The sequence below is a fragment of the Peribacillus sp. NPDC097895 genome (genome assembly GCF_050277555.1).
In the GTDB taxonomy this organism is placed as follows: Bacteria; Bacillota; Bacilli; order Bacillales; family DSM-1321; genus Peribacillus.
The window spans coordinates 293,501-313,783 of the sequence record NZ_JBNNSH010000001.1; the positions used below are offsets into that span (position 1 = coordinate 293,501).

Sequence of the window (20,283 nt, forward strand, 5' to 3'; positions counted from 1 at the left end):
ACAGCTTCAAGTTAGGGCGAATCCCAACTTTTCACTTATAGCGGGATGAACTTTCTTGGCCTTACTTGTTGGGACTTCTTTGTAGCCGCATTGACGAATGGGTTACGAAGGTTTTTAAATGAAAAAAGTCTATTGCTCATTTCGATCATGCATGGATTATCACTGTAGGGATCGAGGCCTCGTATCATAATAAAGATTGGAAAACTTCTTCCTTGCATAATTCAATATGGCTTTATCAACACTATGAATGATGGAAAGGGGGAGCGTAATGAAAGATGCCAATTGCAGTTCATCAATAGGTAAGATTGGGACAGATTCCAGTACCTCCGGCGAACAAAATGGCGATATGAAATGGTGGCAGCTATCATTGGTTGGTGTAGGCTGTACGATCGGGACAGGGTATTTTCTAGGATCGACAATAGGCATTAAAACAACGGGTCCATCTATTGTCTTTTCATTTGTATTGGCTGCACTGGGTACATACATCGTTTATAATTTACTTGCTAAGATGACGGCTGCGGATCCTCAAGAGGGTTCTTTTTGTTATTATGCCAATAAAGCATTTGGAAGATGGGCAGGCTTTAGCTGTGGCTGGAATTATTGGTCCTCCAATATATTGATCATGGGAAGTCAGCTGACTGCCCTTTCGCTATTATCCCAATTTTGGTTGCCGAAAGTTCCGCTATGGTTGTTTGCAACCGGGTTTGCTGTTGTTTCAATAGTTGTGGTATTGCTTGGAACAAAAGGGTTCGACAGAGTGGAAAACATCCTTGCGGTCATTAAGACAGCTGCGATCGTCATGTTTATCATTATCGCTATCTGTGCAGTTGTCGGTTGGTTTGGACTAGATGGAGACAAGCCCCCGTCATTTCCGAATACGTACAGTGAGTTATTTCCTAAAGGACTAAAAGGGTTTTGGACATCGCTTATTTATGCTTTTTATGCGTTTGGCGGCATTGAAGTGATTGGGTTGATGGCGATGCAACTGAAAAAGAAGGAAGATGCGCCAAAGGCAGGGACCATCATGCTCTTGGTTTTGACAATCATCTATGTCGTTTCATTGGGGTTAGCCGTCACCATGGTATCGTTAGGCGCATTCAGTGAAAAAGAAAGCCCTTTTGTTACGGCATTGGATAGTTATCACCTGACATTTTTTCCGCATGTTTTTAACGGTGCAATCATCATTGCCGGTTTCTCGACAATGACCGCTTCATTATTTGGTGTGACAAATTTATTGGTAACTCTATCCAATGATGGGAATGCACCCGCATTATTCATGCAAAAGATCAAAAAATTCAAGGACCTTCCATTACCTTCACTGGGGCTTGGCGCCATAGGCCTTTTAGGATCAATCATCACTGCCTTGCTCCTGCCAGGCAAGATTTATGAATACATTACAACATCAGCTGGTATATTACTGCTGTATAACTGGGCCTTCATCATTCTTTCTTCATTTAAAATTTTGGAAGGTAAGATTTGGAGTAAGATTACGGCAGTTTTCGGGCTTCTTTTAATTGTTGCTGCGGTCAGTGGAACTTTGCTTGAAAAAGAGATCCGTCCTGGATTCTTCATAAGCCTCATATTCGTCGTTATCATAGGACTAGCCGCTCTTTTCATGATGTTCAAGGTTTGGAATAAGAACAAGGCCATGGCTGCAAGAGCAAGTAAATCGAACCTTGATTAAAAATGGAACTCGACTGAACAGCCTTGAGTTCCATTTTTTTGAGCTTTGTGATGCTAAATTTCAATAATGATCGGTAGGATCATTGGCTTTTTCTTAGTTTGGTTAAAGAGATATTGCCCCAGTTCCTTCTTTATGGTTTGTTTGATGATGTTCCACCGGTATATTTTTTCACTTTGTAAGTCGTTGACCGTTTTCGTGACAAGACGATTTACATGTTTAAGGAGGTCTTCGGAATTTTGAACATATACAAATCCACGGGAAATGGTATCGGGTCCTGATACTATTTTTCTTTCCGTCTTGCTTAGTGTTATGACGATTACGAGCATTCCATCTTCGGAAAGCTGCTTCCGGTCCCGCAGTACGATTTCTCCAACATCACCAACGCCCACACCGTCAACAAAGGTATTGCCGGCAGCCACCTTTCTTGTTTGACGGGCAACGGAGTTTTCAATATCCACGACATCGCCATTATTGATGATGAAAGTATGGTCCTTCTCCACCCCGACAGATTCAGCTAGTAATCGATGCTGGTGCAACATCCGATACTCACCGTGAATGGGTATGAAATACTTAGGTTTCATCAGGGTAAGCATGAGCTTTAATTCTTCCTGATAGGCATGTCCGGAAACGTGCATGCCCGTTACAGTCCCAGAACCGTAAATGACTTTGGCACCCAGTTGAAACAGGTTGTCGATGATACGTGAAACATCCCGTTCATTTCCGGGTATTGGAGTGGAGGCAAGAATCACTGTATCATCAGGCAATATACTCATGTCCCGATAATTCGAACTGGAAAGGCGAGAAAGGGCAGCAAATGGCTCGCCTTGACTTCCTGTACATAAAACCGCGACCCTTTCTGGAGCATAATTATCTACTTCTTGTGGTTGGATAAGCATCCCATCAGGAACCTCGAGGTAGCCGCGTTCAATGGCAACGGATACGACGTTCACCATGCTTCGTCCAATTAAGGCTAGTTTACGGTTTGTCTTCTGAGCAGCGTTCACTGCTTGTTGTACACGATTAACATTTGAAGCGAAGGTTGAAAGAAAGACTTTCTGTTTAGCCTGCATAAAGGCCTCTTCAATATGGCTGCCAACCAAATGTTCCGAGGGACTGGAGCCGGGACGTTCTGCGTTCGTGCTTTCAGATAATAAAACCAAGACACCTTCACTCCCGATTTTGGCCATTTTATGAATATCAGGATACTGATCATTCATGGGAGTCAAGTCAAACTTAAAGTCCCCTGTGTGAACAACCGTGCCTTCTGGCGTATGGATGGTGACTCCAAGGCAATCGGGTATACTATGATTCGTTTTGAAAAAGTCCATAACCATCTCCCCAAATTCCAACTTTGAGTCCGAGTCGATCTGGATTAATTGCGTATCACCCAAAAGGTTATGTTCTTTTAACTTCAATTCAATCAAACCAAGTGTTAAACGTGTAGCATAAATGGGTACATTCAATTTTTTTAAGAAATAGGGAATACCGCCAATATGATCTTCATGCCCATGAGTCACAATTAGAGCCCGGATCTTATCCTTATTTTCCTGAAGAAAGGAAATATCAGGAATGATTAAGTCTACTCCTAATAAACTTTCATCAGGAAACTTGGAACCACAGTCAATGATGACGATATCGTTTGAATATTGAACAACGTACATGTTTTTTCCGATTTCATTCACTCCGCCTAACGCAAGAATGGACAAAGTACTTTTATTCGCACTCAAATAGCTAGACCTCCTTTTATAAGGCTAGTCTTTCCTTAGGCCATGCTTATAAAACCAACACTTATCCTTTCTTTACAAGATGTTTTTTTCCATAAAGGGAGGAGGGCTGAAAACAAGCTATTGCCGAAATGAATGCACTGTGACCCAGGGATATTCACACGTTGGCCAAATTGGAGGGATTCGTGTGAATCATCAATACCCGACTGTGCAAAAATACTTGCAGCAAATCCACCTATAGCGGCAAATAAAGTGAAAAAAACACCTGCATTTTTCAGCAGGTGCTTGTCTTATTATGCAACCTCATTAAATCTTCCGACTTTCATTGGTACAGACAAGAGTTGATGCTTTTTTCAAAGTTCTCCATGCATGCAGGGACCTGCACGGCATATTTTGTCTTTAGCGTGAGCAGCAAACTTTCTATCAAAAATTTCCGCGGATTGTCGGACTGCATCAGCTCGTCTTGGATAAAATCGACAAGTTCAATGGCTCTTGTTCTATTTTCACCGCATGGGAAGGCTTTGTTAATCGCTTTTTTCAATTCAGAGGTGGAGTTTAGCAATTCATTATGGCATGGGTTAAGATGATTTTTAAATTTTGGAAACCACGTATCGATTAGTTCCGGATTCAGGATCTGTTCTCCGTTTTCTGCCACTTCGTCGACTAAATGGACAATTCTGTTCATGCAGTAGCGGATAATCTGTACTTCCGAGGAACCTTCCGCATTAGCACGATAATTAAAATGATTTATATGGGTCATCATCGAATGAAAGATAATGACGCTATCTAAAAGATAGGGTTTTTTGCTTTCCCCGAAAATATCGAGAAAACGTTCATACATCCAGCGTATGCTTAATAAAAGGGCCTCATTGATGAATTGTTTTAATTCATCGTCGTTTGAAACGCGGACTTCTTCGATCAGAATAAGCATTTTACTTTGTTTGTTCTCCATCATTTGCAGTTCGAGCTGCTTGATGAAAATTTCAATATCTGCTGAATCTTGATCAACCAATAGTTTTTCTCGTTCGTGGAGAATCCTTTTATAGAAGGAACGGAAAATGGCAATAAATAATTCTCCCTTGGAAGGGAAATAATTATAGAATGTACCTTTGGAAATGCCGCTGCCTTCTAAAATGTCCTGGATGGACGTGGCTTGGTAGCCTTTATCAATAAACAGCTTATGAGCCGTATCGATAACATTCTGCCTTCGATTATTCATCATATCACCTGATTTTCAATTATACTGCTTGTATAAATGTAATCGTACTCTATTTTCCATCACAGCACAAACCCTTATTTAAACCAATAAATTTTTATTGCAAAAAATGAACTGTGGGTATATTATTGATTTTATGTGATTGGGATATACCTATCGTACAATTAAATGAACCAACAGTTTGAATGGAGGAATAGATAAAAAGTGAGTACTGCACAAACAAAAGAAAAAAACGGGTCAAATGTCATTTTGGTCATTTTGATGATCGGGGCGTTTATATCGATATTGAACTCGACCCTTTTAAATATTGCACTGCCATCAATTCAAATAGACCTGGGAATAGAGACTTCCACAGTCCAATGGCTGACGACGGGCTACATGCTCGTAAATGGAATCATGATTCCGACTACAGCCTTCTTAATAAGAAAATATTCGGTACGTAATCTCTTCCTGACAGCCATGCTCCTATTTTCAATCGGGACGATCGTTGCAGGTGTAGCGCATGCATTCCCGCTATTATTGAGCGCACGTATGGTTCAGGCTGCCGGTTCGGCAATTATGATGCCATTATTAATGAACGTACTTTTAACTGCATTCCCTGTTGAAAAACGGGGCTCGGCAATGGGATTATTCGGATTAGTCATGATGTTTGCCCCTGCAATCGGGCCGACGCTTTCAGGCTGGATCATCGAACATTATGATTGGAGAATGCTATTCCATTTCATTACTCCGCTTGCATTACTAGTGCTTATTCTCGGCTTCTTAAAACTTAAAGACAAAAAGGAAAAAGTCGATATTAAAATCGATATATTATCGGTCATTCTATCGAGCTTAGGCTTTGGCGGCCTGCTTTACGGATTCAGTTCGGCAGGCAGCAAGGGGTGGGATAGTCCTTGGGTTTATGGAACATTGATTGTCGGTGCCATCTCCCTGATCCTTTTCATTACACGCCAGCTTAAAATGGAAACACCGATGCTTGAATTCAAGATCTTCAAACATCCGATGTTCGCTTTATCTGCTACGATTTCAATCGTGCTGAATATGTCCATGTTCTCGGGAATGATCTTGATGCCGCTGTATATACAAACCGTCCGTGGCATTTCACCATTTGATTCAGGATTGCTGATGCTGCCTGGTGCACTATTAATGGCCATCATGTCACCGGTCACCGGAAAGCTCTTCGATAAGTTCGGTGCTCGCGTGCTTGCTTCTATCGGTTTGCTTATCACCGCGGTCACAACGTATTTCTTCAGTAAATTATCAATGGACACTTCTTATACACATATTGTGATCCTGTTTTCCGTTCGTGCATTCGGGCTGTCCATGGCCATGATGCCGATCATGACAAATGGATTGAACTCGCTGCCAGCCCGTATGAACCCGCATGGTACAGCCATGAATAACACGCTGAACCAAATCTCCGGTGCAATCGGTACAGCATTGCTTGTAACGGTCATGTCAAACCATGCCGCATCTTCCGGTGAGACTTTAATGACCAAAGCAATGAGCAAACTAACAAGCCAGCCCACTGCTGAGATGATGGAACAAATGCAGGCCCAAATCGGGATGCAGGCGATGCTCGATGGAATAAACTTCTCCTTCCTTGTATCCACCTTCATTGTTGCAGTGGCACTGATTCTGACATTATTCATTAAGCGCGCATGGCCGGCTGAAGAAAAGCCTGCTGAGAAAAAAAATCAAACCGCTTAAAGGAAACATAAAACAAGGCCCCTATGTGAATAGGGGCCTTGTTTATTGATTTTTATCATTAAATTGTCCTATAATCGGAAAATCGTCCTAGAACTCAATCATTCACCTCACATTCCATCAGCCCCAACCGTTTTTTCTTCCAGATTCGAACTGTTCTTTAATGGCACGATGAAGGCTTTCAGATAATTCTTTGACATGTAGGACCTTATTCACTTTATCAGGATTAAAACGGTCATGGAATTTAACATCATTCACTAATGCGACAGAAACCTGTTGTGGGTGAGGCTCGATTAATACCATCCGGTCGTTGGAAGAAATCATTCCTTCCCTCAACACCCTTAGCAGGAATCCCGTATAACCCGTATTTCTAACTTGGACGATCAAACTAGGCACTTCATATTTCGCTGCCAGTTTATAACAAGGATTACGTGGTTCGGAAACTTGAATAATGGCCTCTCCAAGAGAAAAGATATCACCGATATGGGCTTTGTCCTCCGTTAGGCCCCGAACCGTAATATTTTCTCCAAATTGAGCTGTATCGATCATATTTTGGAAAGAGGGCTTCCAGTGATCATAATGGTCGTAGGGGTATAAACATAATGCTTTATTTTCACCGCCGTGGTGTTCATAAGCCTGTTCATCCCCAACCAATCCTACTTTGCTTAAAAAAATGGGGCCATCCACTGGCTCCTTTTTAATGGCGGATCGATAAACCTTTTTACCGAAATGGTAGGTTTGCGTTTTACCCATATTCAGTGACTTCAGTTCATATTGCTGTTCATGCATCCCCGATTCCCCCTCCGGAATTCTATTTATTCCCATTATACAAAAAGGAAAAGCGCAGTGCCATTTAGCACTGCGCTTTGGGTCAAGATATAACTTCCTCTGCATTCACTTTTGCATGCTGGATATGACTGGTGATCCAGCCGATGATCGCAGCAGAAACGAGATAGGCAAGTAAGATCCATATCTGCGTCCGTAAGTTTTCCCAGCCTCCTAATGAAATGACTTCTTGAAGTTCCTGTAAGGAGTGGGCCATTGGTAAAAATTGACCGATTTTTGTTAATACTGACATGCCCAGTTCACCCGGGAATGTTCCGCCGCAGGTAGCCAATTGGAACACGAGAAGGGTTACGGCCGCAAATTTGCCGACCACTCCGAATACGGTCACCAACATGAGAATGAACGTCATGAAGGTAAAGGAAACGATGATGCTTGAAAGAATGAATACTGGGACACTGGCCACATGTAAATGGAATCCAAGGAGAACGACTGCATCCACAATAAGTGCCTGAATCAATCCGATTACATAGACCAGTCCCAGTTTATTCGTAAAATGAACGGTTCCGGTAACCTTAAGGTTCTGTCTGCGGCCAAGCGGCAAGATATTGGAGGCCATAATGCCGCCTACATAAAAGGCTAGAGACAGGAAATAAGGAGCGATTCCCGTTCCATAGTTAGGGACTTCCGAAAGATTGGATTGGACCAATTCCACAGGTTCAGAGAACATCGAAGTCGTCGAATCGTCGTACTGAAGACTGGCTGTTTTATCGGCAGCTTCATTAAGCTTGGACGATAACTTGTTTGATCCCGTTTCCAGTGAAGCCAGTCCGTCTTGTAGTTCCGTCGATCCACTGGCGAGGCGACTGCTTCCGCCGGCAAGCGAATCGATTCCTGTATTTAAAGTGGAAAAACCATTTGTCCATTTAGAGAATCCATCGGTGAAATCCACAGATCCTTCGTTTAATCGTTTGGCACCCGAGGTAGCTTGTGCCATTTTATCACCAAAGGTTTTCATCCCGGTTTGAATGCTGTCTTGACCATCTGCCACTTTAGCCGCACCTTCGCCCAGCTGCTTTTGTCCAGCGTTTAAAGAGGTGGCTGCTTTGGACAATCCTTCTGATAGGGCAAGGATTTGCTTGAAGTCTTGATCCTGCATTGTATCTGGATGACTTTTGATATAGGCATCCAATTGTTTCTTAAGAGTGTTTGCTGTATCGGCCGCCTGTTCTTGTCCTTGCACCAATTTTGCATTTCCGGCTGACCAGTTTTTAACACCCTGATTTACTTCGTTCATCCCGATTTCCAATGATTGATGTCCATCCGTTAGCTGCTTCATGCCGGAATACAAGCTCTGTGAACCTGATGTTAAACCCTCCGCACCATCAGCTAAGGGCTCTTGACCATCCATGAGCTTGGTGCTTCCTGTTTGCAGCTTGTGTGCTCCATCATTCAAATCCTGAATGCCATCATTCAATTTCTCACTGCCGCTTTTGGCATCTGCCGTTCCTTGATGTAGCTCTTCCGCTCCATCCCCAGCATCTGCCAATCCTTTAGAAACATCCTGGAATTTCGAAAGAATGCCTTCAGAATAGACTTTCGTAATGCTTGCATTGATCTTTGTGGTCATTTTTTCAACAGCAGTCGTGCTGATCTGTGAGGCCACGAAGTTCTTACCTGGATTGACCGAATACAAAAGTTTAGCCGTTTCCGGTTTTTTATCCATTAAAGTCGTGACATTTTCCGAAAAGTCATCCGGGATCGTGACGACCATATAGTAGGTGCCTTCTTTAAGACCTGTATCAGCCGTCTTTGCCGATACAAAATGAAAGTCCAATTCTTTCTGCTTCTTCAATTGTTTAACGAAGTCATCTCCCGCTTCGATTGGTTTATCGTCCATTTCCGCGCCATTATCGAGATTGACCACTGCTACTGGGAGCTGATCCAACTTCCCATAAGGGTTCCAATATCCTGCCAAGAAGAAACCTGAGTAAATCAATGGAACAACCAAAAGGAAAATCAATGCGATTCTCCCATGTTTATGTTTCCACATTGCTTTTATATCTTGAAGTACTAGTTGTAAACCTTTCATTATTGAGCCTTCCCTTTCTTACTAAATGAGATTATTTCATCATAATGGCTTTTTTTGATACTGTATAATACATAATTGGTTATGTAATAATAGATTTAAATCTATACGAAAAGAGTGGGAAGATGGAAATATTACAGCTTCAGTATTTTCAAACCGTAGCGCGCCTGGAACATATGACGAAGGCAGCGGAACAACTTCAAATTGCTCAGCCATCCCTCAGTAAAACCATTTCCCGTCTTGAAGAGGATTTGGGAGTTTCATTATTCGATCGGGAACACCGGAAAATCAGGCTCAATGCAGCCGGAAGAATATTCTTGAACCGGGTCGATCGGGCTTTTGCGGAACTGAATGAAGGAAGACGGGAAATCGTGGAACTAACAGATCAAGACCAAAAGAACATCACGTTGGCTGTTACCATTCCTAGGGTCCTGCCTGATTTATTGGGGACATTTTTATCCAAATATCCAGATGTCCGCTTCCAACAATTCCTAAAATCCATATCATCCATGAAACAGCTGCTAATAGAAGCGGAAATCGATTATTGTATTTCATCCGTTCCGATTGAAGGCCCGGACATTAAGTGGGAACCGCTGATCACCGAAGAAATATATCTGATTGTGCCACCCAATCACCGGTTGGCTGGCAGGGAGAGCATCCAACTCCATGAAGTGAAAGATGAACCATTCATCAGCATGAACACAGGCTTTGGATTCCGCAGCCTAACCGACCAATTTTGCCTCGAAGCTGGATTTGTCCAGCACATCGCGTTCGAAGGCGATGAACCTGCTGTCATCTCCGACCTTGTCAGGAAAGGATTGGGCGTAGCCTTTGTATCCGAATTGACATGGCTGCATCAAACCGGATCACTTTCCCATAAAATTCGGATAACCGAACCAGCATGTCAAAGAACAATCGGTCTCGGCTGGTCGGAAAAACGCTACTTCACACCAGTAGCCAAGCAATTCCGTTCATTTGTCATGGACTACTTCTCTGCCGTCAACACCGCTAGGTTGAAGAAGGACGAATAAATGGTTTGTGGGCCGAATAAAAGGGTTGAAGGACGAATTAAATGGGTTGTGGGCCGAATAAAAGGGTTGAAGGACGAATTAAATGGGTTGTGGGCTGAATAAAAGGGTTGAAGGACGAATTAAATGGGTTGTGGGCCGAATAAAAGGGTTGAAGGACGAATTAAATGGGTTGTGGGCCGAATAAAAGGGTTGAAGGACGAATTAAATGGTTTGTGGGACGAATTAAAGGGCTGAAGGACGAATTAATCGGTTTTCCTATAAATTAAATGTAATAAGAAGTTTCTTCATTTGGAATTTTCGAGGGTTGCCAATGCAGCCCTCTTATTGCTGTCCATCATTATTAAATATATGGTTTATTTTATAAACAGCATTAACCGGCTTATTGGTTATGAATTCTAGTAATTGTTCAGCCATATAGTCGGCGCTATATGTGAAGCCAGTGTTGACCCATTCGATAATCATGCCTAAAATGGCATAGGCTTGGTAGCTGGAGGCAAGTTCTGTATTAATCTTAGGGTTTGGCCGATGATCTTCTAGGTCCTCTAAAGGCAGTTTCTTTAATTCATTACAAATTCTATCGTGTAGTTTTGGCAATGCATTCGACTTTAGAACGAGAGTATAAATATTTTTGTAGTTAGCTACATGTTCAAATATTTTGATGACTGATGCCGTTAGTTCATTGATGGTAAAGGTATCACCATTTTTATAAGGTTCCCGGTAAGATATGATCAAATCGGCTATGACATCCTCCATGATTTCTTCAAGCAGTTCTTCTTTGTACTGATAATGTTTATAGAAGGTACCGCGATTAAGGTCGGCGAGTTCTACAATGTCAGTAATGGATATCTCCCTAAAATCCTTAGTTTGCATTAATGATATGAGGGACTCTTTTAAAGTCTTTTTGGATTTCCTGACCCTTCTATCGATCCCCGTGTTATTATTGGACATTCTTCTCATCCTTTGTTCGTTTTTGGACTTATAATAAACAAAATGAATCATATGTGTTCATTGTTCAACATCGAGAGCTGCATTTGCTGATTGTATAACCTTATTGAAACTAATTATACTATAAAGGAAGTTAGTTAATGAACATCTGTACAATAAGTGGCGATTTTACTAGATTGAATATGGGGGAGATTACATGAAATTACAGGACAAGGTTGCAGTCGTTACAGGTGCAGCATCAGGCATGGGAAAACAAATTGCCATACTTTATGCTCGAGAAGGGGCTAAAGTTGTCGTGTCGGATTTAAATCTCGATGGTGCGAACGCTACGGTAGAAGAGATAAAAGCAACTGGCGGAATGGCATTTGCGATTAAAACGAATGTTGCGGTAGAACAAGATATTCAACATTTGATCGATACGACAGTCAGTACGTATGGTACGGTTGATATTCTGGTGAATAACGCGGGTATCATGGATGGCATGGAACCTGCCGGAGATATTGAAGATTCTAAATGGGACCGGATTTTTGCAATTAACACGACAAGCGTCATGCGTTCGACAAGAAAGGTGTTACCAATCTTTTTAGAAAAACAAAAAGGAGTCATCCTCAATATTGCTTCTGCCGGCGGTTTATATGGTGCTCGTGCAGGCGGAGCATACACTGCCTCGAAACACGCAGTGGTTGGCTTCACAAAAAACACCGGCTTCATGTATGCAGATAAAGGAATTCGCTGTAATGCGATAGCACCAGGCGGAGTTGAAACAAATATTGGCTCAAGCATGACGAATATCAATGGATTCGGTGCATCTCGTCAGCAATTGGGAATGGCCATCAATCCACGCAATGGAAAACCTGAGGAAATCGCGAAAATTGCCTTGTTCCTGGCTTCGGATGATTCCAGCTTTGTCAATGGTACTGTCATCACGGCAGATGCTGGTTGGAGTGCTTATTAAATCGAATGTAAACAGACCACTGCACAGGGGTGAGGTGGTCCTGTTTTTTCGAAATATCCCTGCATATTGACATATCGATAAAATTCGATTAACATAGGGTCATGGATAAAATAAATATAATAAAAGCACTTTCCAATGAGAATCGCTTGGAAATTCTAGAGTGGTTAAAAGAACCAGAAAAGCATTTCGATAAACCTACTGCCCACTTATCGAAGAATATCAATGAAAAGGGAGGTGTTTGTGTCGGTGATATCCAAGAAAAGGCCGGCTTATCACAATCAACGATATCCCTATATCTTTCAACGCTACAAAGGGCTGGTTTATTGGAATCTGAAAGACATGGTCAATGGACTTACTATAGAAGAAATGAGAAAGTCATTAAAGAATTCTGTAACCTGTTAAATGAAGAACTTTAATAGGTTCTTTTTTTAAATAATATATCGAAATTTATAGATATATAAATAAATAAATGAAAAACGGAGGTTTATTTTATGAATATTTTCGTCACAGGAGTTACAGGTTACATTGGTGGGTCAGTTGGTAAATATCTAGCGGATGAAGGGAATACGGTTTATGGCTTGGTCAGGGACTCGTCAAAATTGGACGATATCAAAAAGCTGGGCATTATCCCTGTTAAAGGAACGTTGGAAGACAAAGATATCCTTACAATGTATGCAGAAAAAAGTGATGCTGTCATTAACGCCGCTGATTCTGATAATCGTCAAGCAGTAGAAACTTTTATCGATGCATTGAAGGGGACAGGAAAAACATTTGTGCATACCTCTGGTTCAAGTGTAGTAGGCGATGATGCTCGAGGTGACTATACAAGCACGCAAATATATAGTGATGATACTCCATTCGTTCCTATGGATATAAGGCAAGAACGTGTTTCAATCAATTCTTCAATCAGGAGGGCAGGTATCGAACAAGGAATCAGGGCAGTTGTACTATGTCCTTCGATGATTTACGGAGACTCACTCGGTTTGCCAACGGAAAGTGATCAATTACCAAAAATTATTCGTAAATCCCGTGAATTGAAGGCTGGTGTCCATGTTGGAAAGGGAGTGAATCGGTGGTCTAATGTCCATATAAAGGACTTGGCCAGGTTGTATCAATTGCTTCTGGAAAAAGCACCGGCTGCATCTGTTTTTTATGCAGAAAATGGGGAAGAATCTTATGGCGATCTTGCCGCAGCAATCAGTGAGGCACTTGGTTATGGGGGAAGAACATTAAGTTGGCCGATGGATGAGGCCATTGAGGAACTTGGTGACTGGGCTCGTTTTGCCATTGCCTCCAACAGCCGGGTAAGAGCTGTGCATGCCAGGGAATTACTTGGATGGAAGCCAAAAGAGGAATCCATTATGAGTTGGATAAGTAGAATGAACGATTAAATAAGTACTAATACATGCATTCCTGCCAGTAAGCAGGGATGCATTTTTTTGAATGGATCCCTGGTAGGTAATGCCATACAATTGGATGGGGATGTTGGTCAATTGCTGTGGTAACATTCCTTGTTAGCCAGACAATTTGTAAGAGGAAGATGTCGACTTCATCCGGGAGCTAATGGGTTGCTCCTGACATTGTCATTTCAATCGAAAGTGGATAAGTGGGGGCTGGATAGTTCAACTACTATCCAGTTTTTCTCAAAAAGAATTATGCTATCAATTGGATTTAAAAGATAAGTTGAACTCTGAAATCTTGGAAGCAAAATAAGTTCCTAGAAAAAATCCACTTTCCCTATGAAATTGGATCATTGAGTGATCCATTAGTTTGCTGCGATACCTCTCAAACGATATATTAATTGGCGTGAGAATATTGAAGGACTTTCTGACGTACGTAATCAAGGTGCTTGTACATTTGGCTGAATGCTTCATGTGGATCATGGGCTGCAAGTGCCGCATAAATTGCTTTATGATACTTTACTGTCAATTCCCGTTCTCTGAATTGGATCAGGCTATTTATTTTATTATGGGTAATTAATAAGGAATCGATCATACCTTCGATAATAGGATTGTTCGCACTTAAAGCAATGATCTTGTGGAATTCTTTATCAGCCTCTCCATAATCGTTGTCTTCACTATTGGCAATCGTGTCAATCGTAACTTGGAGTTTCTCTAGTTGTTCGTTTGTGATCTTCTCGGCAGCCATTGTTACTAATCCCAACTCCAATGCCATTCGTGCTTCGATGATTGCAGGTAAATTATCCGTAGCAAGCGCCAGCATAACAGAGAATGGATGCGTACCGATTTTATCGTTAAAAAAGGTTCCTTCACGCGTTTTCCTTGTAATGACCCCTAACGTATCAAGTGCACTGAGCGCCTCCCGTAAAACCGGTCGGCTAACTTCAAGTTCTTTCATAAGTTCCATTTCAGGAGGCAGTTTGTCGCCTGCTTTCATTTGTCCACTGACGAGCAGATGCACAATTTGATCCACGACTTGTTGTGAAAGAGTGTTGCGATGTACCGATTGTACGCCTAATTTCTTTGACGATTCTTCCATTATGTAACCCCTTTTCTGTGAAATCCGATATGTATTTTTACTGTAAGACTAATTATATAATATAATACACTTATTTGCATGTGAGGAAGAGAAGGCCTATGCCCCCAAAAAAGTAAAATGCGTCGCTCTATAGAGAGAGACGCACGCATTGTTGGAAAAAAATCATCTGACAAGGCAAGGTGATTTTGGGTCGAACTTCCACCCGGAGACCAGGTATTGCATAGCCATTGAATCATCACGGGCACCAAGCCCTTTTTGTTTATAAAGCTGATGTGCCTTCTCGATTTGTTCCATATCCAATTCAATTCCAAGTCCGGGTTTGGACGGGACATCCACCATTCCACCGACAATTTTAAAAGGTTCTTTCGTCAAACGTTGCCCATCCTGCCAAATCCAGTGGGTATCGATCGCAGTGATTTTTCCTGGTGCCGCTGCTGCAACGTGTGTAAACATGGCAAGTGAAATGTCAAAGTGATTATTGGAGTGTGATCCCCATGTCAATCCCCATTCCTTGCACATTTGAGCGACGCGGACGGAGCCTTGCATCGTCCAAAAATGCGGATCAGCAAGAGGAATATCAACGGATTGAAGTTGAATGGAGTGCCCCATTTGCCTCCAATCCGTTGCGATCATATTAGTAGCGGTGGGAAGGCCCGTTGCGCGCCTGAATTCCGTCATGATCTCCCGGGCGGAAAAGCCATTTTCCGCTCCGCATGGATCTTCCGCATAGGCTAAAACATGATGCTGGTTCCGGCAAAGTTTAATCGCATCCTCAAGTAGCCAGCCGCCATTTGGGTCAAGGGTGATCCTGGCTTCAGGGAAGCGTTCCGCAAGTGCCGTCACCGCTTCGATTTCTTCTTCCCCGCGCAAAACCCCGCCTTTCAATTTAAAATCATTGAATCCATAGCGAGAGTGGGCGGCTTCTGCCAAGCGGACAATCGCTTCGGGTGTCAGCGCTTCCTCATGACGGAGGCGAATCCAGTCATCTTCCGCTTCCGGTTCGCTTATATAACCAAGATCTGTTTTCTTACGGTCACCTAAATAAAATAAGTAGCCCAGCATTTCTACCTTATCACGCTGCTGTCCTTCTCCTAGAAGGGCTGCGACTGGTACACCTAAGTATTGTCCGACTAAATCAAGAAGTGCCGCTTCCAATGCTGTTACGGCATGAATGGCTATACGGAGATCGAACGTCTGAAGGCCGCGCCCTCCTGCATCCCGGTCCGCAAACTGCTTACGGATGGTATTTAGAATGTTGTTGTATGTCCCAATGGACTGGCCGACAACCAATTGTTTGGCATCTTCGAGTGTCTGGCGAATTTTTTCGCCTCCAGGAACTTCACCTACACCTGTATTACCCGCATTGTCTTTTAAAATGACAATGTTCCGGGTGAAATAAGGAGCATGGGCACCGCTCAAGTTCAGAAGCATGCCGTCATGGCCCGCAACTGGAATGACATTCATTTCCGAAATGACCGGTGTGCCGATTTTCACATTATCCTTAAGCAATTGATTATTCATAATTTTCCCCCTGACAGAATATTTAGTTATCTATGATTTTAACTCTACACGTTTAATTTCACCAACAAGGAATAAATAGCTGCAGACCGCGACAAGAGCATTAGCACATACGAAGACTAGTGCCCCATTAAATGACCCCGTTGTGGCAAGGATGTATCCGATAATAATCGGTGTTGTGATACCTGCAATGTTACCGAATGTGTTGAAAAGCCCCCCACTGATACCGGACATTTCTTTTGGTGAGGTATCGGCAACTACCGCCCAGCCGAGTGCCCCGAATCCTTTACCGAAAAATGCAAGGGCCATAACGAATATAACAACCCATTCCGTATCTACATAGTTTGCAGCCACTAAGCTCATCGATAGAAGCATCCCAACAACAATTGGCATTTTTCGAGCGACAGTCAATGAGAATCCCTTCCGTAACAAGAAATCCGAGAATGTCCCACCGAGAATGCCTCCAAAAAATCCACAAATGGCTGGAAGGGAAGCGACGAGTCCAACTTCAAGAATGGTCATGCCTCTTTCTTGTACAAGGTACACAGGAAACCAAGTCAGGAAAAAGTACGTTAATGTTGTAATGCAATATTGTCCGAGATAAACACCTAACAGCATACGGTTTGATAAAAGCTGCTTAATATGATTCCAGTTGACGCCTTTCTTTTCCTCCTTATTTGTAGTTGTAGTAGTTTGATCCATATTAATCAAAGCGCCGCCTGCTTCGATATATTCAAGCTCAGCTTTGTTGATACGCGGATGTTCCTTTGGTCCATAAATCGTTTTCATCCAGATGAAAGCAACGATGATTCCCAAGGCGCCCATAAAGAAGAAGACATATTCCCAACCAAATTTATACGTAATATATCCCATAATCGGTGCGAAGAGAACTGTTGCAAAATACTGGGCTGAATTGAAAGTGGCAGCCGCGGTTCCACGTTCATGGCTTGGGAACCAGGTAGCAACGATGCGGCTGTTGGCCGGGAAGGAAGGAGCTTCTGCCAATCCAACTAAAAAACGGAGTCCGAACAATACCATGACAGCTGTTCCGGCAGAACCGAGAAACCCGATCAATCCTTGTAAAAGCGTAAAGGAAGACCATAGCGTGATACTCCAAAAGTAAACTCTTTTTGAGCCAAAACGGTCTAAAAGCCATCCTCCTGGAATTTGTCCAGCTACGTAAGACCAAGCGAAAGCGGAGAAAACATAGCCCATCATGACTGAATCGAGTCCAAGCTGACCTGACATATCCGTTCCCGCAATTGATAGCGTCGCACGATCTGCATAATTCAGAGCGGTAACCAAAAAGAGCATGAAGACAATGAACCATCGTGTGCGCGTTTTTTTCTGGGCATTTGGCAGTTTAGTAGATGCTTGGAAAACTTTTTCTTCAGCGTTCATATACTCACTTCCTTAAACGTATTTTATTTATTTGATACCGCTTACAAACTTAATCGCTTCCCCCTTTGTGAAAATTCTTAATATTTAGTTTTGTCCAATGGTAAGACAAATGAAATTGTTTGTCAATGACTATTTTTTTAAAATCGTTTTTCATTTCCGCTCCTTCATTTTCCGTTTTTTTGTATAAAGTAGAAGCAAAATTATTGAGTTATGAAGTGATGTTGGATTTTTCAGAAAATAATAAAAATACAATTGACCGAACGGTATATTTGTCTTACAATAAAACAATAATACACAAGGGGGAATAAATAATGAATAAGATTCGCAAGGCACCTAAAGGGATTCTCGGATTTCCCGTGGCACCATTCACAACGAGTAATAAGCTTGATGAACAAGCACTCGCCCAAAATATCCAATTTTTAATAGATGAGGGACTCGAGGCCATTTTCGTGGCATGTGCAGCAGCAGAATATCCATCGTTAAGTAAAGAGGAATATGAAGCGATGGTGGAGGTAGCCGTATCCGTCACGGCTGGAAAAGTCCCTGTTTACACAGGGGTAGGAGGCAATATTCAAACTTCTCTGGAACTTGCCAGAATATCAGCGGATAGAGGGGCAGATGGTTATTTAATATTACCTCCATATCTCGTTACTGGAGAACAGGCAGGTCTGGCGGCTTATTTCAAAGCCATCTCAGAAAGTACAGACTTAAACTCAATAGTATATCAGCGTGATAATGTGTCATTTTCAATTTCAACTTTGGAAGCGCTCGCGGAGGTCCCTCAGGTGGTCGGCGTCAAAGACGGTCTAGGCAATATGGAGCTGAATGGACTCCTTACACAAACCTTCGGAAAACGTTTCGGCTGGCTGAATGGAATGCCACTTGCGGAAGTTACCATGTCAGCCTACGTTCCACTTGGCTTTGATTCATACTCATCTGCGATATCCAATTACATCCCGCACATCTCACGAAAATTCTATAATGGCATTTTGAGTGGAGATCAAGAAACGGTCAATGAAATTTACCAACAGGTCATTATGCCAATCAACAACATTCGCCGTCAGCGAAAAGGGTATGCCGTTTCTCTCATTAAAGCAGGTATGGAGATTATGGGCATGCCGGTTGGGCAAACAGTCAGATTACCAATTCTTCCGGTGGAAAAAGAACATTATGCAGAAATGCAAAAAATATTAGAACATGCTTTAGATCGTTTTCCAAAAGAAACAACAATTCAATCAATCTAATAAGGGCGGGATTATATATGATAACTACTGTTCAAACAAAAACATATCTTAACTATATTAACGGTGAATGGGTTGCTTCCATTTCAAATGAAGTTGAAAAAAGTTTAAACCCGGCAGATAAACAGGCACTTGTCGGATATGTACAAAAATCTACCAAGGATGACTTGAACCTTGCTGTGGAAGCTGCGAAAAAGGCGAAAGAAAAATGGCGCAAACTAGCTGGTTCAGAGCGCGGGGAGTATCTATATAAAGTAGCGCAAATTCTTGAAAAGCGGATGGATGAAATCGCAGAATGTGCAACTAGGGAAATGGGAAAGACCTTTGCTGAAACAAAAGGGGAAACGGCACGCGGTATTGCGATCCTGAAATACTATGCAGGAGAAGGAATGCGTAAAGTGGGGGATGTCATTCCATCTACCGACAGTTCAGCGCTTATGTTCACGACGCGCGTCCCGCTTGGTGTAGTGGGCGTCATTACACCTTGGAATTTCCCAATCGCCATCCCAATCTGGAAGATGGCTCCTGCTCTCATATATGGGAATACGATTGTCGTGAAGCCAGCCACCGAGACGGCCATCACCTGTGCAAAGATTATGGAGTGTTTTGAAGAAGCCGGTTTACCAGCGGGAGTTATCAATATGGTCACGGGGCCGGGCAGTGTCATTGGGCAGGGCATCGCCGATCACGAAGATGTAAACGGCATTACCTTTACCGGCTCAAACGGCGTTGGAAAAAGGATTGGACAAGCGGCGTTGGCACGTGGAGCGAAATACCAGCTTGAAATGGGCGGGAAAAACCCGGTAATCGTTGCAGCGGATGCGGATCTTAATCTGGCTGTAGAAGCAGTCATTACAGGTGCTTTTCGCTCGACGGGTCAAAAATGTACCGCGACAAGCCGTGTCATTGTTGCAGCTGAAGTTTATGAAGAGTTCAAACAGTTGCTGGTGGAAGAAACGAAAGGCATTTCCATCGGGGATGGATTGGACAGCGGGACATGGATGGGACCATGTGCTAGCGAAAATCAATTAAATACAGTTCTTTCCTATATTGAAAAAGGAGTGGAAGAAGGCGCTATACTTCTAATTGGCGGAAAGCGTGCTGAAGAAGGCACTCAGGCAAATGGCTTTTATGTAGAGCCTACGATTTTTGATAACTGCACGTCAGATATGACAATTGTACAGGAAGAAATTTTTGGCCCGGTGATTGCTTTATTGAAAGCTGATTCAGTTGAAGAAGCCCTGCAACTTGCGAACAGCGTGGAATACGGCCTTAGTGCTTCGATTTTTACAGCCAATATCAAACATTTGCTTTCATTTGTTAACGATATGGAAGCGGGATTGATCAGGGTTAACGCTGAGAGTGCAGGCGTTGAATTGCAGGCGCCATTTGGCGGCATGAAAAACTCCAGCTCCCACTCCAGGGAACAAGGAGAAGCAGCAAAAGAGTTTTTTACATCCATTAAAACGGTGTTTGTAAAATGATAAATT

The 20,283-nt window shown here is 42.6% G+C and carries 16 protein-coding genes; 8 read left to right on the forward strand and 8 right to left on the reverse strand.

All coding sequences use genetic code 11. The features are described 5' to 3' along the window. The first annotated feature begins 346 nt into the window (after positions 1-346). Positions 347-1,684: an amino acid permease gene (locus tag ACQKMH_RS01330; RefSeq protein WP_427587476.1), complete on the forward strand. Its 1,338-nt coding sequence runs from the start codon at positions 347-349 to the stop codon at positions 1,682-1,684. A 53-nt stretch (positions 1,685-1,737) separates the two neighbouring features. Here ACQKMH_RS01330 and ACQKMH_RS01335 read toward each other — a convergent pair whose 3' ends face one another. Continuing rightward, complete coding sequence (locus ACQKMH_RS01335; protein ID WP_427585732.1) at positions 1,738-3,411, reverse strand: ribonuclease J; 1,674 nt, start codon at positions 3,409-3,411, stop codon at positions 1,738-1,740. Positions 3,412-3,730: 319 nt separating this feature from the next. Next, positions 3,731-4,630 (reverse strand): TetR/AcrR family transcriptional regulator, encoded by a 900-nt coding sequence (locus ACQKMH_RS01340; protein ID WP_427585733.1) that lies wholly within the window; start codon positions 4,628-4,630, stop codon positions 3,731-3,733. A 255-nt stretch (positions 4,631-4,885) separates the two neighbouring features. On the opposite strand from ACQKMH_RS01340, the gene ACQKMH_RS01345 reads away from it, so the two are divergent. Beyond that, complete coding sequence (locus ACQKMH_RS01345) at positions 4,886-6,334, forward strand: DHA2 family efflux MFS transporter permease subunit (RefSeq protein ID WP_427587477.1); 1,449 nt, start codon at positions 4,886-4,888, stop codon at positions 6,332-6,334. A gap of 117 nt (positions 6,335-6,451) precedes the next feature. Here ACQKMH_RS01345 and ACQKMH_RS01350 read toward each other — a convergent pair whose 3' ends face one another. Both ACQKMH_RS01350 and ACQKMH_RS01355 read right to left on the reverse strand, forming a co-directional pair. Beyond that, positions 6,452-7,120: an MOSC domain-containing protein gene (locus ACQKMH_RS01350; RefSeq protein ID WP_427585734.1), complete on the reverse strand. Its 669-nt coding sequence runs from the start codon at positions 7,118-7,120 to the stop codon at positions 6,452-6,454. A gap of 82 nt (positions 7,121-7,202) precedes the next feature. Beyond that, positions 7,203-9,206, reverse strand: coding sequence for a YhgE/Pip family protein (locus ACQKMH_RS01355; RefSeq protein ID WP_427585735.1), 2,004 nt, complete (start codon positions 9,204-9,206; stop codon positions 7,203-7,205). Positions 9,207-9,328: 122 nt separating this feature from the next. On the opposite strand from ACQKMH_RS01355, the gene ACQKMH_RS01360 reads away from it, so the two are divergent. Continuing rightward, positions 9,329-10,234 carry a LysR family transcriptional regulator gene (locus ACQKMH_RS01360; protein ID WP_427585736.1) on the forward strand — a complete coding sequence of 302 codons (906 nt, stop codon included), beginning with the start codon at positions 9,329-9,331 and terminating at the stop codon, positions 10,232-10,234. Positions 10,235-10,555: 321 nt separating this feature from the next. Here ACQKMH_RS01360 and ACQKMH_RS01365 read toward each other — a convergent pair whose 3' ends face one another. Then, positions 10,556-11,182: a TetR/AcrR family transcriptional regulator gene (locus tag ACQKMH_RS01365; protein ID WP_427585737.1), complete on the reverse strand. Its 627-nt coding sequence runs from the start codon at positions 11,180-11,182 to the stop codon at positions 10,556-10,558. Positions 11,183-11,375: 193 nt separating this feature from the next. Between ACQKMH_RS01365 and ACQKMH_RS01370 the strand changes: the two genes are divergently transcribed. The 3 genes from ACQKMH_RS01370 to ACQKMH_RS01380 all read left to right on the forward strand — a co-directional run bounded on the left by ACQKMH_RS01370 (position 11,376) and on the right by ACQKMH_RS01380 (position 13,525). After that, positions 11,376-12,134, forward strand: a complete 759-nt coding sequence (locus ACQKMH_RS01370; protein WP_427585738.1) for an SDR family oxidoreductase — start codon at positions 11,376-11,378, stop codon at positions 12,132-12,134. 101 nt (positions 12,135-12,235) lie between these two features. Further along, positions 12,236-12,550, forward strand: coding sequence for an ArsR/SmtB family transcription factor (locus tag ACQKMH_RS01375; protein WP_427585739.1), 315 nt, complete (start codon positions 12,236-12,238; stop codon positions 12,548-12,550). A gap of 75 nt (positions 12,551-12,625) precedes the next feature. Further along, positions 12,626-13,525: an NAD-dependent epimerase/dehydratase family protein gene (locus ACQKMH_RS01380; RefSeq protein ID WP_427585740.1), complete on the forward strand. Its 900-nt coding sequence runs from the start codon at positions 12,626-12,628 to the stop codon at positions 13,523-13,525. Between the two features lie 406 nt (positions 13,526-13,931). Here the strand turns inward: ACQKMH_RS01380 and ACQKMH_RS01385 are convergent, their stop codons facing one another. From ACQKMH_RS01385 to ACQKMH_RS01395, 3 genes are all read right to left on the reverse strand, one after another. Further along, positions 13,932-14,633 carry a FadR/GntR family transcriptional regulator gene (locus ACQKMH_RS01385; protein ID WP_230161395.1) on the reverse strand — a complete coding sequence of 234 codons (702 nt, stop codon included), beginning with the start codon at positions 14,631-14,633 and terminating at the stop codon, positions 13,932-13,934. 162 nt (positions 14,634-14,795) lie between these two features. Beyond that, positions 14,796-16,154: a glucarate dehydratase gene (gene gudD, locus ACQKMH_RS01390; protein WP_427585741.1), complete on the reverse strand. Its 1,359-nt coding sequence runs from the start codon at positions 16,152-16,154 to the stop codon at positions 14,796-14,798. A gap of 30 nt (positions 16,155-16,184) precedes the next feature. Continuing rightward, a complete protein-coding gene (locus tag ACQKMH_RS01395) occupies positions 16,185-17,552 on the reverse strand; it encodes an MFS transporter (RefSeq protein WP_427585742.1) in 1,368 nt (455 codons plus the stop codon). Positions 17,553-17,863: 311 nt separating this feature from the next. Here ACQKMH_RS01395 and kdgD point away from each other — a divergent pair, with 311 nt between their 5' ends. Together kdgD and gucD are read left to right on the forward strand one after the other, a co-directional pair. Continuing rightward, positions 17,864-18,796: a 5-dehydro-4-deoxyglucarate dehydratase gene (kdgD, locus tag ACQKMH_RS01400; protein WP_427585743.1), complete on the forward strand. Its 933-nt coding sequence runs from the start codon at positions 17,864-17,866 to the stop codon at positions 18,794-18,796. Between the two features lie 17 nt (positions 18,797-18,813). Then, positions 18,814-20,277, forward strand: coding sequence for an alpha-ketoglutaric semialdehyde dehydrogenase GucD (gene gucD, locus ACQKMH_RS01405; protein ID WP_427585744.1), 1,464 nt, complete (start codon positions 18,814-18,816; stop codon positions 20,275-20,277). The last annotated feature ends 6 nt before the right edge of the window (positions 20,278-20,283 follow it).

Excerpts from the sequence above, each read along its gene's own strand:
- ACQKMH_RS01330 (WP_427587476.1), top strand. The coding sequence starts at position 347 with ATGAAATGGTGGCAGCTATCATTGGTTGGTGTAGGCTGTACGATCGGG.
- ACQKMH_RS01340 (WP_427585733.1), bottom strand. The coding sequence starts at position 4,630 with ATGATGAATAATCGAAGGCAGAATGTTATCGATACGGCTCATAAGCTG.
- ACQKMH_RS01345 (WP_427587477.1), top strand. The coding sequence starts at position 4,886 with ATGATCGGGGCGTTTATATCGATATTGAACTCGACCCTTTTAAATATT.
- ACQKMH_RS01350 (WP_427585734.1), bottom strand. The coding sequence starts at position 7,120 with ATGCATGAACAGCAATATGAACTGAAGTCACTGAATATGGGTAAAACG.
- ACQKMH_RS01355 (WP_427585735.1), bottom strand. The coding sequence starts at position 9,206 with ATGAAAGGTTTACAACTAGTACTTCAAGATATAAAAGCAATGTGGAAA.
- ACQKMH_RS01360 (WP_427585736.1), top strand. The coding sequence starts at position 9,329 with ATGGAAATATTACAGCTTCAGTATTTTCAAACCGTAGCGCGCCTGGAA.
- ACQKMH_RS01365 (WP_427585737.1), bottom strand. The coding sequence starts at position 11,182 with ATGTCCAATAATAACACGGGGATCGATAGAAGGGTCAGGAAATCCAAA.
- ACQKMH_RS01370 (WP_427585738.1), top strand. The coding sequence starts at position 11,376 with ATGAAATTACAGGACAAGGTTGCAGTCGTTACAGGTGCAGCATCAGGC.
- ACQKMH_RS01375 (WP_427585739.1), top strand. The coding sequence starts at position 12,236 with ATGGATAAAATAAATATAATAAAAGCACTTTCCAATGAGAATCGCTTG.
- ACQKMH_RS01380 (WP_427585740.1), top strand. The coding sequence starts at position 12,626 with ATGAATATTTTCGTCACAGGAGTTACAGGTTACATTGGTGGGTCAGTT.
- ACQKMH_RS01385 (WP_230161395.1), bottom strand. The coding sequence starts at position 14,633 with ATGGAAGAATCGTCAAAGAAATTAGGCGTACAATCGGTACATCGCAAC.
- gudD (WP_427585741.1), bottom strand. The coding sequence starts at position 16,154 with ATGAATAATCAATTGCTTAAGGATAATGTGAAAATCGGCACACCGGTC.
- ACQKMH_RS01395 (WP_427585742.1), bottom strand. The coding sequence starts at position 17,552 with ATGAACGCTGAAGAAAAAGTTTTCCAAGCATCTACTAAACTGCCAAAT.
- kdgD (WP_427585743.1), top strand. The coding sequence starts at position 17,864 with ATGAATAAGATTCGCAAGGCACCTAAAGGGATTCTCGGATTTCCCGTG.
- gucD (WP_427585744.1), top strand. The coding sequence starts at position 18,814 with ATGATAACTACTGTTCAAACAAAAACATATCTTAACTATATTAACGGT.